This window comes from Virgibacillus sp. 6R (assembly GCF_001895305.1).
GTDB lineage: Bacteria > Bacillota > Bacilli > Bacillales > Amphibacillaceae > Virgibacillus > Virgibacillus pantothenticus.
Genome location: NZ_CP017762.1, coordinates 975,831 through 991,402, shown reverse-complemented (window position 1 = coordinate 991,402; position 15,572 = coordinate 975,831). Strand labels below are relative to the sequence as shown.

General features: G+C 39.5%; 11 protein-coding genes. 6 read left to right on the top strand and 5 right to left on the bottom strand.

What is annotated here, in order from left to right; all coding sequences use genetic code 11:
• Positions 1 to 31 precede the first annotated feature (31 nt).
• Both gdhA and BKP57_RS04550 read left to right on the top strand, forming a co-directional pair.
• Positions 32 to 1,414, top strand: coding sequence for an NADP-specific glutamate dehydrogenase (gdhA, locus tag BKP57_RS04555; RefSeq protein ID WP_050350143.1), 1,383 nt, complete (start codon positions 32 to 34; stop codon positions 1,412 to 1,414).
• Positions 1,415 to 2,386: 972 nt separating this feature from the next.
• The gene (locus BKP57_RS04550) at positions 2,387 to 3,568 is read left to right on the top strand and encodes a M20 family metallopeptidase (protein WP_072741061.1); all 1,182 of its coding nucleotides are present in this window, start codon (positions 2,387 to 2,389) and stop codon (positions 3,566 to 3,568) included.
• Between the two features lie 327 nt (positions 3,569 to 3,895).
• Here BKP57_RS04550 and BKP57_RS04545 read toward each other — a convergent pair whose 3' ends face one another.
• A complete protein-coding gene (locus BKP57_RS04545; protein WP_072741060.1) occupies positions 3,896 to 4,663 on the bottom strand; it encodes a tyrosine-protein phosphatase in 768 nt (255 codons plus the stop codon).
• A 730-nt stretch (positions 4,664 to 5,393) separates the two neighbouring features.
• On the bottom strand, positions 5,394 to 5,597 hold the full coding sequence (locus BKP57_RS04540; RefSeq protein ID WP_072741059.1) for a hypothetical protein: 204 nt from the start codon (positions 5,595 to 5,597) through the stop codon (positions 5,394 to 5,396).
• Positions 5,598 to 5,785: 188 nt separating this feature from the next.
• On the opposite strand from BKP57_RS04540, the gene BKP57_RS04535 reads away from it, so the two are divergent.
• On the top strand, positions 5,786 to 7,552 hold the full coding sequence (locus tag BKP57_RS04535) for a sigma 54-interacting transcriptional regulator (RefSeq protein ID WP_232231320.1): 1,767 nt from the start codon (positions 5,786 to 5,788) through the stop codon (positions 7,550 to 7,552).
• 246 nt (positions 7,553 to 7,798) lie between these two features.
• On the opposite strand, the gene BKP57_RS04530 is transcribed toward BKP57_RS04535, so the two are convergent.
• Positions 7,799 to 8,716 (bottom strand): class I SAM-dependent methyltransferase, encoded by a 918-nt coding sequence (locus BKP57_RS04530; RefSeq protein ID WP_072741058.1) that lies wholly within the window; start codon positions 8,714 to 8,716, stop codon positions 7,799 to 7,801.
• 511 nt (positions 8,717 to 9,227) lie between these two features.
• Here BKP57_RS04530 and BKP57_RS04525 point away from each other — a divergent pair.
• From BKP57_RS04525 to BKP57_RS04515, 3 genes are all read left to right on the top strand, one after another.
• A complete protein-coding gene (locus BKP57_RS04525; protein WP_128743289.1) occupies positions 9,228 to 10,889 on the top strand; it encodes an acyl-CoA dehydrogenase family protein in 1,662 nt (553 codons plus the stop codon).
• A 113-nt stretch (positions 10,890 to 11,002) separates the two neighbouring features.
• Complete coding sequence (locus tag BKP57_RS04520; protein ID WP_072741057.1) at positions 11,003 to 11,899, top strand: NAD(P)-dependent oxidoreductase; 897 nt, start codon at positions 11,003 to 11,005, stop codon at positions 11,897 to 11,899.
• A complete protein-coding gene (locus BKP57_RS04515) occupies positions 11,896 to 13,356 on the top strand; it encodes a CoA-acylating methylmalonate-semialdehyde dehydrogenase (RefSeq protein ID WP_072741056.1) in 1,461 nt (486 codons plus the stop codon). The genes BKP57_RS04520 and BKP57_RS04515 overlap by 4 nt, the downstream gene beginning before the upstream one ends.
• Positions 13,357 to 13,454: 98 nt before the next feature.
• On the opposite strand, the gene BKP57_RS04510 is transcribed toward BKP57_RS04515, so the two are convergent.
• Entirely contained in the window at positions 13,455 to 14,507 is a 1,053-nt protein-coding gene (locus tag BKP57_RS04510) for an enoyl-CoA hydratase/isomerase family protein (RefSeq protein ID WP_072741055.1), read from the bottom strand.
• 21 nt (positions 14,508 to 14,528) lie between these two features.
• Complete coding sequence (locus BKP57_RS04505) at positions 14,529 to 15,314, bottom strand: enoyl-CoA hydratase-related protein (protein ID WP_072741054.1); 786 nt, start codon at positions 15,312 to 15,314, stop codon at positions 14,529 to 14,531.
• Between the last annotated feature and the right edge of the window lie 258 nt (positions 15,315 to 15,572).

Sequence of the window (15,572 nt, the reverse complement as noted above, 5' to 3'; positions counted from 1 at the left end):
AAAATTTATGACGCATAAGGGAATGACTTGAATGAAAACAGTGGACAAAATGGAATTCACGTATGTGCAAAAAGCAAATGAATATGTAGAATCGGTCTATGAAACGGTTAAAGCACGTAACCCTCATCAGGTAGAGTTTCAACAAGCTGTTAAAGAAGTATTTGCCTCTTTGATACCAGTTTTAGAGAAACATCCAGAGTATATGAAACAGTCTATCCTTGAACGTATCGTTGAACCGGAAAGAATGATTTCGTTTCGTGTACCTTGGCTCGATGATGAAGGGAAAATTCAGGTGAATCGTGGTTATCGAGTCCAATTTAATAGTGCTCTCGGACCTTATAAGGGTGGAATACGCTTTCATCCATCTGTTAATGAAAGTATTATTAAATTTTTAGGATTCGAACAAATTTTTAAAAATGCTTTAACTGGTCAACCAATTGGTGGTGCAAAAGGTGGAGCGGATTTTGATCCGAAAGGGAAATCAGATGCAGAAATCATGCGCTTTACGCAAAGCTTTATGACAGAGCTCAGTAATTATATTGGACCCGACCAGGATGTACCAGCTGGAGATATTGGTGTAGGTGCCAGGGAGATAGGCTATATGTTTGGTCAGTATAAAAAAATGCGTGGAGGCTACCAAGCTGGTGTGTTGACTGGAAAAGGAGTAGGCTATGGAGGTAGCTTAGGTCGTAAAGAAGCAACCGGATATGGAACGGCTTATTTTATGGATGCCATGCTGAAGGATAACGGTTTAACTATTGACGGATGTACGGCAATTGTTTCTGGTTCAGGCAATGTTTCCATTTACGCGATGGAAAAGATGACCCAACTAGGGGCAAAGGTGATTGCTTGCAGTGATTCGAACGGATATATTTATGATGAAGGTGGCATTAACCTTACAACTGTTAAGCGTCTTAAAGAAGAGGGGAATTGTCGAATCAGTGAATATGTAAATGAGCATCCGCAAGCAACTTTTCATGAAGGCTGTTCTGGAATTTGGTCGCTTCCATGTGATATTGCTCTTCCATGTGCGACGCAAAATGAAATAGATAATGAAGCAGCTAAACAACTAGTTGCCAATGGAGTAAAAGCAGTAGGAGAAGGCGCGAATATGCCATCTACTTTAGAAGCAATAGAGATTTTTATGAGCCATCAAGTTTTGTTTGCTCCAGCTAAGGCAGCAAATGCGGGCGGAGTAGCTGTATCGGCTTTGGAAATGGCACAAAATAGCGCACGGATTGCTTGGAGTTTTGAAGAAGTTGATGGAAAATTGCATCAGATCATGCAAAATATTTATCAAGCATCTATTCAAGCTGCGGAAGAATATGGACAGCCGAGGAATTTAGTACTGGGAGCTAATATTTCCGGATTCAAGAAAGTTGCGGCAGCAATGATTTCACAAGGTGTTATCTAAGATAATAAAGGATGAGAATGTCATTAAATTTTCCTAACTACTTCTCATCTATTTTGTCAGTATCGAAAACAGTAGAAAAGTATTATCAGACTGAATAAACAAGGCACCAATCTTGGACCTTGTTTATTCATTTATTTTTATCCCGTAGATAAGGTGCTGTAAGGCTCCCACTTCACAACAAGCCTAAGTAGGGGATAACAGCACCTAAATGCCCTGTTTTGTAAGAGGCCTTTAGGTCATACCCTTGGGCTACTAACAATCAGTGGGGGATAAAAAACCCCACTGATGGAAGATTCACTTTATAAAGGGTGTCTTCATTTGTAAGATGGTTTCAGTGGATTTTACAACTATTGTTGCAAGAAGAGTTTTATAGTTGAATATTCTAAAATAAGCGTTTTTGATTTATACTTGATATTAGAAAAACTTGGCTTGTCGCCAAGTCTTATGGCGGAAGACTTTGTTTTTCTTATACTATAAACCAAAAAAATCTTATACTTTCCTATAGTGGAACAAAGGCGCGGGGCGCCCGTTTAGCAACGTAGCGAATGGAACGAATCAACTAAAGATAAAGGAATCATGCCCCTACAAACAGGGGTATGCCGACGTCTGGGCGGCAAGCCCGTTTTTAGTTGGCCTTCCTCTTAGAGGCGAACCGATGATACTTATCGTAGGGCGCATTTCTAAAGTCGCATCATTGCTGGGCTCATGTGCCAGACGTGGCTATTCGGTTATTTCGTTATCTCCAAGCACCTCATTTTATACTTTTGTATGAAAAAACAACTCTATTTAACTTATCTAACTCATTTATTTTAGACAGTATTTTAAGAATTTAAACATTATAAAGCAAAAGTTTTTTCATGATAGATGGTGGCTCGCGCTCAAGGCGAGCCATGGTGGTTTCTTATCTTATAAGAAAAAATGGTTTAGAGAAGTTACTGGATTATTAAACATCATATACAAGGGGGAATGTAAATGGAGAAGTTATATTGCGGGCTTGATGCTATTTATGAGGAAATGGTAGAGGTACGCCGCTACCTACACCAGTATCCTGAATTATCTTTTCAAGAGACCAATACTGCCGCTTACATCGCAGATTATCATGCGCAATTGGGGCATAAGGTTCGTAGGCATGTTGGTGGAAATGGAGTCGTTGCGTATTTGCAGGGAGCTAAACCCGGGCCAACTGTTGCTTTACGAGCAGATTTTGATGCGTTGCCCATTCAGGAGGAGGCGGATGTACCATTTAAATCTAAGCATGATGGTGTCATGCATGCCTGTGGACATGATGGGCATACAGCTACATTACTGGGTCTTGCTAAAGTATTAAATGGGATGAAAGAAGAACTGGCAGGAACGGTTGTTTTTCTCCATCAACACGCGGAAGAATTGCCGCCAGGCGGAGCAATTGCCATGATAGAGGATAGTTGCTTAGAGGGTGTGGATGTTATTTTTGGCACACATTTACAGGCGCAGCAGCCATTGGGAGTGATTTCTTATCGTTCTGGTGCCCTGCAGGCCGCTGCTGATAATTTTGATATCATGATTCAAGGTTCTGGAGGACATGGTGCTGCTCCTCATGAGACGAAGGATAGTATAGCAATTGGTGCACAGCTCATTAATAGCTTGCAGCACATTGTCAGTAGGAAGGTAGACCCACTGGATTCCGCAGTCGTGTCCGTTTGTAATTTTGTTGCCGAAAATCCTTACAATGTGATTGCGAATACAGCTCAATTAACTGGGACAGTTCGGACATTAAAAGAGGAAACGCGAAAGTTTATCGAAGAAGAGATAGAACGTACAATAAAGGCTACATGTGATATGTTCCAAGCAGGCTATGAATATACGTATTCCCAAGGATATCCTGTTTTAGTAAACCACCCCAAAGAAACAGCATTTGTTGCGCAAGTTGCCAAGCAGGTTCCTGGTATTGAACAGGTTTCTGAAACACTTCCAATTATGGGAGGCGAGGATTACGCTTATTATTTACAGCATGTGAAAGGGACGTTTTTCTTTACAGGAGCGGGGAATCCTGACTGGGATAAAGCATATCCGCACCATCATCCGAAGTTCGATATGGATGAACGTGCTTTACTACATGCAGCTAAAGTGTTAGGCGCAGCTACTCTACAGTATATGAGAAGAGATGAAAGATAAGCTAATATGCAAGACGTGAGGCGTTAGCGGTTTGACTGGTTTTATATCCCGTATATAAGATACTGTAAGACTCCCGCTTCAGGAGTAGGATAATCTGTACGGAACAAGTCTAAGCGGGAGATGAGAGCACCTAAATGCCCGGATTCGTTTCGAGGCCTTTAGGTCATCCCCCTTGGCTACTAAACAATCAGTGGGGATGAATGAAAACCTCCGCTGAGGAAGATTCACTTTATGGAGATATGTCGTGTTTCATGTTCGTTTCTATATTAAGTTTGTAATTTAAAAAGACCAAAGGGAATGAAAAATTCCCCTTTGGTCTTTTGGTAATCATTCAACAAGTAATGATGCGCGCAATGTTTCAACATCAGATTTGCTTAAACCAATCGCTTCATGAATATATTGGTCAACGGAACCGAATTGTGTCTGCACTTCATCAAAAAAAGCTTGCAGATATTCACGTCGAGCTTCTAGCATTGCTTGCATTAGTGCTTGGTCTACTTGCGCAGCTTCAGGTTGTAAATTTGCACGAAGAGCATCGAGAAAGTTGTTTGTATATAAGTAATCTGCAAAGATAAATTCTTCTGGTACATCAAGTGTGTGCAAGGTTAACGCCGCCATGACACCTGTCCTATCTTTTCCAGCCATACAATGAAATAACACTGGAGACTTAGGATCTGTAAGCAATGTAGCGAAAAAGTCTTTGTATACTTTCGTGTTTTTCGTTACTTCCCGATAGAGTTTCTCTAATATTGTTCCAGGATCTTGCAAAGATTCGGCGTACTTTGCTAGGTCTTTAGGTTGACGCACCATATCTCTGTCAATTTCAATTAATGGAACATGCTTTGTTATGATCCCTGAAAGTGAAGGAGTGGGGTAATTCTTTACTTCGTCACTTCCCCGAAGATCGAATATTGTCTTTAGACCAGTCTGTTTTATCTTTTCGATATCCTTATCTGTGATATTTTGCAAGTTCCCTGAACGATACAATACCCCTGTTTTAACCTTTTTTCCAGATAGCGTTTCGTAGCCGCCTAAATCACGAAAATTAAAGCTTCCTTCCAAATTAATGGTTCGTACAACAATGTTCTTCTCCATACTAACTCTCCTCGCCTCTACGTTAAAAAATTTCATGCGCATGGTTTGGTCGTAAATAAATCTTTTTATGAAGTGATAGCTTTCAAACGTGTTTAAAAAGAGGAAAAAATAAATCGGTATAGATTTAGATGCGCTTGCGAATTGCAGTTGTGCGCTGTCGGGCATTTTTGTTGCAACACCGATATTAGCATGTTTATTCTGGACTGAAAAGATTTGATGTGGTTTATTCTTCATGTCTATGCAGAAATAGAAGGGTTTATGGCAAACGCCCCCACTTACGAAAACGCATTGCCCATGACTGATTTGCAATCTTAAGCTTATGGGTTAACGCATAATGCAGCTAATTCTCTTTTTCAACACGTGCTCTACCAGTATTGTCAGTGTGAATGGGATAAAAGTCAAGCAGAGACATAGCTCGCATCTATGGCCTCGTTTTTATTGAAGCGTTAAGCGATGGATAGTACTTTATGAAGATGCACTGCATGACGAACAAGTAGCAACTAAAAAAAGCACCAAAAAACTTACCGTGTGACAGCGAAGGTCCGCACGGTAAGCGTATTTGAGCATGTTAATTACCTGGAGGGCGATTGCGCTTATATTTATAGAATAAGAAAGTATAAATTGAGGTGCTTGGAGATAACGAAATAACCGAAGCCACGTCCGGCTCTATCGTCCAGCAACTAGGCGACTTTAGAAATGCGCCCTACGATAAGGCCTCATCGGTTCGTCGCTAAGGGGAAGGCCGACTAAAAACGGGCTTGCCGCCCAGGCGTCGGCATACCCCTGTTTTTAGTGGCATGATTCCTTTATTTAGTTGATTCGTTCCATTCGCTACGTTGCTAAACGGGCGCCCTGCGCCTTTGTTCTTTTGCTGCTTCATATCATTTATTTCCTGTTTACTTTTATTTTTAGATTTTGTCTTATCTTTAGCCATGTTGAACCTCCTTTTGCCACTATTTTGCTTCAATGGAGTGAAATCATGTAAATACTCTAGTTGTTTGCTGTCTGAAAGTAACAGTGTTATAATTCAGAAAAATACGTCTATTGACTGTAACCCAAAATGGACGATAAAAACTCTATATACATTTTCATTAAGTAAACTGACTGGAGGAAGATGTTACGTTGAAAAAGGATTTACTTGTCGAACATTGGATGAATACGACACCGTTATTTATTTCGCCGTCCATATCTATTGAATCTGCTGCCATTATGTTCAGTAATCACGCAATCACCGAGATCCCAGTTGTTTTTGAAGGGTGTATACAAGGTGTTGTATCTATCTATGAGCTTTTTAAAAGTCTGAAAACCGGAAACGTTGATAAATCAGTAGCAACGATTATGCATCATCATTATGCTACCGCTTTCGCAGATTCATTTATGCATGATATTCATCAAGTACCTGTTTACGTAGTGGAGCGCAGTACAGGAAAATTAGTTGGAGAGCTAACAACAAAGGAATTGATTTTATTCCAACATTATCTCACTCATACGTTAAAACAAATAAATGAGGTGGTGAAGTGGTATGAATTAATTTTTGATACCGCATATGAAGGGTTGACGGTTGTAGACGACCAAGGAGTTATTCAATTGTTTAACCAAGCATATAGTCGGTACGTAGGGGTAGCTAAGGAAGCAGCTATAGGGAAGAAGGCAGATGAAGTTATAGAAAATACTAGATTGCCTGTCGTATTAAAAACGGGTATTCCGGAACGAAGTCAGCCACATCGGCTCCAAGGGCAAAATTTGGTCGTCCACCGTATACCAATATGGAAAGACAATCGAATCATTGGCGCAGCGGGCATACTGGTATATGAGGGCGTATCAGAAATATATCGAGTGATACAAAAAATGGAGCAGTTGGATAAAAATAGTAAGGTGGATAGACCACTTATTAGTTCAGATAATACAGAAATGGGGACCGTGAAATTCGAAGACATTTTAGGTGAGAGCAGATCGCTTTCTCAAGCCAAGAAAATTGCCCGAAAAGCGGCTGCTTCTAGTGCGCCGGTATTGTTAACAGGGGAAAGCGGTGTCGGAAAAGAACAATTTGCTAAAGCCATTCATGATGCCAGCACTGTTCAAAGCGGAAGCTTTATTAGTGTGAACTGTGCTGCTATACCAGATGGTTTAATGGAGTCTGAGCTGTTTGGCTATGAAAAGGGAGCGTTTACTGGCGCCGATCGAGAAGGGAAACCAGGTAAATTTGAATTAGCGCATCAAGGTACAATTTTCTTAGATGAAATTGGGGATATGCCATTTAATATGCAAGCAAAAATACTACGCGTACTACAAGACAAGAAAATTGAGCGCGTAGGTGGGAAGAAATCAACTTCCGTACAATTCCGCTTAATTACAGCAACAAATAAAAATTTGCAGCAAATGGTGAGGGATGGGGAGTTTCGTGAAGATTTATATTATCGTCTGTATGTAATCCCGATACATATACCACCATTACGTGAACGAATGGGGGATTTACCGATTTTAATCGCTCACAAACTGCAACAACTGGCGAAGCACTATAATGAAACAGAGAAAACAATTGACCAACAAGTATTGCAATGGATGAAGCAGCATCATTGGCCAGGTAATGTTCGTGAACTAATGAATGTGATAGAACGATTATTTGTATTAACAGATGGAGATCATATTACGTTTGAACATTTGCCAGATTCAATGAAAGAGTCATTTTTTCTTGTAAAAAACAAGAGCAAAACACGAAGCCACATCCATCAGAAGAAAGAACTCATAGAGGAAGCTGCAAAACAAGAACAGGAAGCCATTGAGCAAACATTAAAGCAAGTACAGGGGAATAAAACAAAAGCAGCTAAACTATTAGGTGTGTCAAGATCTACATTGTATAACAAACTAGCTCGTTATAAAAAGTTATAAAACACATACGATGTTGAAACAACGGTCTTCGTCAATCAGATAGAACTTAACGAATTTTTTGTGTTACTTATAAGAGGTTTATGAACTAAACCAAGCAAAGGATAGAACTGATTCTGGTAGAAATAAAACATAATGGAGACTCGATGAGTTAACAGGTGCCAAAGTTGAGCAGTAATAGAATAATATGCCAAATCAAACAAAAAACCGCCCAATTAGCTTCTGTCTTGGGCGGAATGTAAATGATAGTTATTTCTTTACAGCATGGATATAATGAATCGTTTCAAATGCCGTTAAATAGTCTGACCGATTATTAAAGAAACGTTCATTGATCTTTGTTGGTGATAAATGTTCATAAATGAGTAAACCTGCTTTTTCTAACATATTTTCGAGTTCGTCGTAAGAGAAACACGATTGCATCGGTTCTCCACCTGCTGATGCCATCTTTAGCATGTTTTCAACTCGGTTGTACATTCCTTTTTCTTCAAAAAGCTTTTCGTCTGCATAATCAAGAACGATTGAGCTACCTGGTGGGACATTGGTAAATAAATGGTTGAACAAGCTTGAAATCTCCTCTTTTGTTATATAATAAGAAACACCCAGAAGGCTAAAGAACGTTTTTTTGTCACCATCAAATTCATCGTCTAGGAGGCTTAGGTCGGACCATTTATTCGAGAAGTCCATCGGAATAAAATGAAGATGGCCGGGAATTTGAAAATGTTTATCAGCTAATCTTTTCTTTTTAAATTCCTGTGTAGCTGGATGGTCAATTTCAAATATTTTTAGACTGTTTTCTAACTCGGGATACCTGAAGCAAAAAGTATCTAAACCAGCTCCAAGAATTACATATTGTTTTACACCTAATACCACTTCATGAAGTAACACTTGTTCACAAAATGCAGCACGGGCCAATGGTGTTGGGGAAAGTTGTACTTGAGTTATCCATTTTAAAATTTCATCTGTTTGATTTTGAAACTTCCGACCAATATCTTGATTGATAAACGATATACCTTGAATCATATTTTCACTGATCTTTGAAAACTCTTCTTCGGTAATGAGATCTTTTGCAATAAAATCATCGAAAATCTTTGGTGTATCGTATTGACTATGGTAGGCTCGAGCGAAAGCTGAAATTAAGGAAGTAATACTAGATTTATTTTGCTCCATTCTGTTACCCTCCGTATAAAAAAAAGATTCCCCTGGCCAGGAGAATCTCATTATACACATAAAATATACAAATGTAAATTATAGCATAAATTATTTTTCTTGTCAAATTTTTAGATTGTAATTTACAATAATAATCCAACGGAAGTGTAGCATTGGGTACAAATAATGTCACTGTTGGTTGTTTGTTCTTGAGTAATCAGATAATTAATGAATCAAGGTCCATGTTTAAGCTGTTTTTGGCTAAAGATTATTCCGAATACTCTGTAGTTTCTCTATAGAAAGTTTTTGGGGAAAAATGTGAATTTCTAAAGCTTGTGTTTGTATAACTGTTTAGACAGTTGGTCAATTTTGGCTGTTGTATCTTTCTATAAGGAGATATTAGTTTTCAAATTTCATGTAAACAAACAATTGTACAGTGTTTTCATGGAAGGCTGTACTTAAATTATTTTGAATTATTATTGCTAATCTTTAGTTTGGTATGAAATTTGCAATAATATATATAAAGGGGGGGATAACAGTGGAAAAGTTAAGTTTTCATGACAAGTATTCTGTTTTTCCGAATAAACAGCATTTTTTGCAGCAGCATTCCGCAAATCCTTTTGCTGAGGAAGAAGAACTTCTCGCCTCGATGATTGACAAGTTTGTGGAAGAACAAGTGACTCCAAATTTAGATAAACTAGAAGCACATGATTATGACGTTGCTCGTGAATTGTTTCGAGCTACAGGTGAACTAGGTTTGTTAGGAGCTGAAGTACCTGAAGCATATGGTGGTTTGGAAATGGGCAAGCGGACAGCGGGTATCATTGCCGAGAAATTGGGATATGGTGGGTCGTTTAGCGTATCTTTCAATATCCATACAGGTGTGGGCACATTACCATTTGTGTATTTTGGAACGGAAAAGCAAAAAGCACGCTATTTACCGAAACTGGTGTCCGGAGAGTGGATCGGAGCATATGCATTAACAGAACCAGACGCTGGATCAGATGCACTATCTCCTAAAACAATTGCCAAGAAAACAGAGTCGGGATGGGTATTAAATGGGGAAAAACAATGGATAACGAACGCTCATATTGCACAAGTGTACGTCGTATTTGCGAATACCATAGAAGGAATTACCGCTTTTATCGTGGAGCGTGACCAACCAGGTGTGTCTATAGGTCCAGAAGAAAAGAAGCTTGGGATCAAAGGTTCTTCGACAGCAACCTTGATTTTAGAAGATGTTCCATTGGTAAATGATGCTATTCTTGGCGAAGTTGGAAAAGGGCACAAAATTGCTCTGAACATATTAAATTTAGCCCGTTTAAAGCTCGCTTTTGCAAATATTGGGACTTCCAAGCAAGCGCTTCGTATTGCTGTAGAATATGGGAAGGAACGAAAGCAGTTTAAGCAAGCAATTATTCACTTTGAGATGGTGCAGGAAAAACTAGCCAATATGGCGCTTGAAATTTATGGAGCCGAAAGTGCTGCGTATTATACTGCGAGTATGTTAGACGAGTTGGATCAAGATACAGAAGAGATATTGGAAAGACTCAGCGACTATGCGATGGCTTGCTCTATTAACAAAGTAAAAGCTTCAGAAGCCTTGGATTATGTTATCGATGAAGCAGTGCAAATTCACGGTGGGTATGGATATATGCAAGAGTACGAAGTGGAGCGTATCTATAGGGACGCCAGAATTAATCGAATCTTTGAAGGGACGAATGAAATTAATCGTCTCACAACTGCTAAAGCATTTTTAAAGCAATATACAAAAGATAGTTCTGTTGTTCCGCCTGCTGAAAATGAAGAAAATATGTTTATTCGTTATGCAAATCAGTTGTTGCGCTATGTTTTGAATGCGCTTTCTGAAATGGGTAATCTCCAGCAGATGAATCAATTTTATTTGCATCGAATAGCTCTTATATTAGAAGATATTTATCTGATGAAAGCTGCAGAGATTAAAGCTGCATCGGAAAAGAACTCGTTAGCTGCGCAATTAACCGACGTTTTATGTGAGGAAACATTCAGGCGGATTGAAAATCATACAACAATGTTTTTGGCTTCTATCCCAGCCAAAAGTGAACAATATGAGGAACAAATAAGCGATATCCGCTCATTACCTGTGACGTATTCGAATGTATTTGCCAAGAAGCAGGCAATTGCCAAAGAGATTATTGACCATAACGGCTATTAAACTCTACTTCAATGGAAGCTTTTACTTCATAGAGGCATTGTATGAGTAAATGAACACACTAAAAACTAGTACGAAATATCTTTAGGAAGAAGTAAATAAAAAGGGGGAAGAGCATGGAGCGAATTGGTTTTATCGGTTTAGGAAAAATGGGCTTGCCAATGGCAACTGGATTAGTGAAAGAAGGTTATTCGGTTACTGGATATGATATTAATGAAAAGGCTACGCTTACGTTTAAGGAGCGAGGTGGAGGAATTGCAACGAGTATCCATCAAGTGCTGGCTGCATGTGATGTTATTTTGACGAGCCTCCCATCAGTGAAAGCGGCTGAAGAAGTATTTTTGGGTGAAAGGGGGTTAGTTGAGCAAGGTGACAGCAGTAAAATATTGGTTGACACAAGCACTGTTTCCCCTGAGCTAAATCAAATGCTTGATAAATCGTGCACAGAAAAAGGCATTCCTTTTCTCGCTGCACCAGTAAGTGGTGGTGTAATTGGCGCCGAACAGCAAACGTTGACCGTTATGGTCGGAGGAAAAAGAGCTGTATATGAGCGAGTCTTACCAATTTTTGAAGTAATCGGCGGGAATATTTTTCATGTGAATGAACAGATTGATAGTGGTACAACTGTGAAATTGATTAACAATTTGCTAATCGGGTTTTATACAGCGGGAGTAAGTGAAGCACTGCATATTGCCAATAAAAAAAATATTGATTTAAATGATTTGTATTCGATGCTCAGTGTTAGCTATGGGCAAAGCCGTATATACGAACGAAACTATCAAACGTTTATTGCTAACAATGACTATGAACCAGGATTTTCTTTGAAGTTATTGCGTAAAGATTTAGAGTTTGCCATGCAAGTTGCTGAAGAGAATCAACTCGACTTACCAATTAGCAAAACATTATTATCTTTGTATCAACAAGTGGAAAAAGAAGGCTATGGAGATCAGGATATGGCTGTTCTTTATCAACGGGTATTGGAACAGTCGAATAAAAGGGAGGCTGCGAAATGATTTCTCAAGAAGTAAAAGTAATGAAAAATTATATTGGCAATAAATGGGTTACATCAACTGGAACGGAAAGGCAAGATATTCCTAATCCAGCAACGGGAGAAATTATTGCTCAAGTTGTACTATCTACGGAAGAGGATGTAGATCAGGCAGTAGTGGCTGCCAAAGCAGCTTACGAAGAATGGGCTAATGTACCTGTTCCTAACCGTTCACGCTTATTATTTAATTATTTGCAACTGTTAAAAGAGCATAAAGAGGCATTAGCAAAAATAATTACGATGGAAAACGGAAAATCATTGCGAGACGCAAGGGGAGAAGTGCAACGGGGCATTGAGGTCGTAGAATTGGCAACTTCAACACCAAATTTAATGATGGGTGACGCGCTACCGCAGATTGCCAGTGGTATTGATGGATCTATTTGGCGTTATCCGCTAGGTGTAGTCGCAGGGATTACACCGTTCAACTTTCCAATGATGGTCCCTCTTTGGATGTATCCACTAGCCATTGCGTGTGGAAATACATTTGTGTTAAAAACGTCAGAAAGAACACCGGTGCTAGCAGAACAGTTAGTAGAGTTATTTTATGAAGCTGGCTTCCCTGATGGTGTTCTGAATCTGGTGCATGGTGGAAAAGAGGTCGTCAATCGTGTATTGGAACACCCGGATATTGAGGCTATTTCCTTTGTGGGTTCAGAACCAGTTGCAAAGCATGTGTATCAGACTGGTACTGCCCATGGAAAGCGCGTGCAAGCATTGGCAGGTGCGAAAAATCATGCCATTGTCATGCCGGATTGTAATTTGGAAAAGACAGTGCAGGGTGTTATTGGTGCAGCATTCGGAAGCAGTGGTGAGCGCTGCATGGCTTGTTCTGTCGTAGCGGTTGTAGATGAAATTGCCGACGATTTTTTGGAATTATTAATAGAAGAAACGAAGAAATTAAAGGCTGGTGACGGCTTAGATGAAACGACATTTGTCGGTCCATTAATTCGTCAGTCTCATAAAGATAAAGTGGTGCGTTATATTGAAAAAGGGGTAGAGGAAGGTGCTGCACTCTTAGTAGATGGAAGAATCATCAAGGAAGAGACACCAGGTGGCTACTACGTTGGTGCGACTATTTTTGATCATGTTACACCAGATATGACCATTTGGCAGGATGAAATTTTTGCCCCGGTATTAAGTGTTGTTCGAGTGAACGATTTACAAGAGGGCATTGAGCTTACAAATCAATCGAAATTTGCAAATGGAGCTGTGATTTATACAGCAAGCGGGAAGTCAGCACAAACATTTCGAGAGCAGATTGATGCTGGGATGGTTGGTGTAAATGTAAACGTACCTGCACCAATGGCTTTTTTTGCATTTGCTGGAAATAAAGCCTCATTTTATGGGGATTTAGGAACGAATGGAAAAGATGGTGTGCAATTTTATACGAGAAAGAAAGTGGTAACGGAGCGCTGGTTTTAACATGATCATGTAATTAAAATAAGCTTGCTTTTCGTGGGTGTTAGTCACGAAAAGCAGGCTTTAGCACTGTTTCTCTCTACGCCATTGCGCAACTTCTGTCATCCCTCTTCAACTTGAAAAAAAGATTCAACCAGGGAATGAGTTATATCGGATAACTGCTTATATTGATAAACAGGCTGCCTATCTTTATCGATAACGACAGATCTAACTCCTTCATAAAAGTCGTTTGTTTTTAAGAAGTTCTGGGCAATGATAAGGTCGGTTTCCAGACAAGCGGCGAGCGATTTGTTTTCTCCGCGTATGAGTTGTTCCAACGTAACTTTCAAGGAAATAGGCGATTTGGATAGTATCGTATCTTTTGTCTCGACAGCAAATGGGTCAGAATCCGAGTTAAGAGAATCAATGATTTCCTCGATGGTTTGAAATGCAAAATGCCGATCGATCTGTTCCTGATTGTTAGATAACAAGCTTTTGCCTTCTGGGGTGCTTTCAACATTCTGGATTAATTGGGTTAATTTTGACTCTACATCCGTTTCCTGTAACCAATTGATAGCATGGATTGCCTCTATCAAATGTTGTAATTGTGTTTCTGTTACATAGTAGTCACCAGCATTGGCGAATAATATGTCCTCAGCTGTTATGATATTGGATGTCAGAGCTAAATATCGTCCTGCGTAACCAGGAGCTTGATTAAGGAAATAAGCTGCACCAACATCTGGGAAGAAGCTAATGTTCATCTCAGGCATCGCCCATTTCGTTTTTTCTGTTATAATGCGGTGGCTTGCTCCATATGAAAGCCCGACACCTCCCCCCATTACAACGCCATCAAGTAACGCGATGATAGGCTTAGGAAAATTAGCTACAAGCTTATCCGTAGCATATTCAATTCGGAAAAATTCCATCGCTTTTTCAAAAGCTTCATGGTTTTCTTTTGCGTGATATAATGTTTTTATATCTCCACCTGCACAAAATCCTTTTTGACCTTCTCCCTTTAGGATGACAATACGCACATCAGGATCTTTTTCCCATGCTAATAATGCATCGTGAATTGGTAGAAGCATATCTATCGTTAAAGAATTAATCGCTTTTGGTCGATTTAATGTAATGGTTGCAATTCCTTGCTCTGGTTTGGAAAGTAAAACCTCGCTCATCGTTACGTTACCTCCTATGTATTATTGGTGGCGAAAATCAGGCTTACGTTTATCAACAAAAGCTTGAACCCCTTCTTTGGCGTCATCTGTTAAGAATAACTCCCCAAAGATTTCATTTTCTCTTTGTAAGCCATCTGCAAAAGATCTCCGTGCGCCTTGAACGACGCTTTCAACAGCTCTCGTAACACTTTGCATACTATTCCCCTCAACAAAGGAATGAGCAATTGTTTTGGCAGTAGTCATTAGTTCGTCCGCGGCAACCGTTACTTGAACAATGCCTAATTCCTGTGCCTGATGACTGTCAATATGTTTCCCGGTAAGGATTAATTCTAATGCCGTTGCTACGCCAGTAATACGTGAAAGTCGTTGTGTTCCGCCGAATGATGGGACAAGGCCGAGTTTTACTTCAGGCAAACCAACTGTTGCTTTATCAGAGGCAATTCGGTAGTGGCAGCCCATGGCTACTTCTAGCCCTCCGCCAAGTGCTGGTCCATTTATTGCTGCAATAACAGGTTTTTTCATAGCTTCTAACTCATTGCATAAGTCCTGCCCTGCCTTAGACATATCAATTCCTTTTTGATAGTCTCCCATGGCAGGTACAAATTCTTTAATATTCGCACCAGCTGCAAAAAATTTTCCAGCACCAGTTAAAATAATAGCATGTACATCGGATTGATTTTCAATTTGTTGGAGTGTTGCACGCATTTCCGTAATCATAGCTGAAGATAGCGCGTTTGCCGGCGGTGAATCTAATGTCAAAATAGCAATGTGTTCTTCATAGGTTACTGTTAGATGATTTAATTCCATATCAAGCTCCTCCTTATTCTAATGCAAAGATTGCTTTTGTATAAACAAAGCAAATCCTATGCCAAAGCTTACGTAGCGCATTAAGTTTGCATGCTAAAAAAATGGGAGAGGCGCTCAGAAGCTTTGAATTCGTTGATTTGTTTTTTTTCTCTTCACTTTACAATGAGAACCAAATTTAAAACTAGCATTCTAGTTCATAAAAAATCATGTATAACTGTCTATACAATTATACATGATATAAAAGTGATTCCACAAATT

Excerpts from the sequence above, each read along its gene's own strand:
- gdhA (WP_050350143.1), top strand. The coding sequence starts at position 32 with ATGAAAACAGTGGACAAAATGGAATTCACGTATGTGCAAAAAGCAAAT.
- BKP57_RS04550 (WP_072741061.1), top strand. The coding sequence starts at position 2,387 with ATGGAGAAGTTATATTGCGGGCTTGATGCTATTTATGAGGAAATGGTA.
- BKP57_RS04545 (WP_072741060.1), bottom strand. The coding sequence starts at position 4,663 with ATGGAGAAGAACATTGTTGTACGAACCATTAATTTGGAAGGAAGCTTT.
- BKP57_RS04540 (WP_072741059.1), bottom strand. The coding sequence starts at position 5,597 with ATGGCTAAAGATAAGACAAAATCTAAAAATAAAAGTAAACAGGAAATA.
- BKP57_RS04530 (WP_072741058.1), bottom strand. The coding sequence starts at position 8,716 with ATGGAGCAAAATAAATCTAGTATTACTTCCTTAATTTCAGCTTTCGCT.
- BKP57_RS04520 (WP_072741057.1), top strand. The coding sequence starts at position 11,003 with ATGGAGCGAATTGGTTTTATCGGTTTAGGAAAAATGGGCTTGCCAATG.
- BKP57_RS04515 (WP_072741056.1), top strand. The coding sequence starts at position 11,896 with ATGATTTCTCAAGAAGTAAAAGTAATGAAAAATTATATTGGCAATAAA.
- BKP57_RS04510 (WP_072741055.1), bottom strand. The coding sequence starts at position 14,507 with ATGAGCGAGGTTTTACTTTCCAAACCAGAGCAAGGAATTGCAACCATT.
- BKP57_RS04505 (WP_072741054.1), bottom strand. The coding sequence starts at position 15,314 with ATGGAATTAAATCATCTAACAGTAACCTATGAAGAACACATTGCTATT.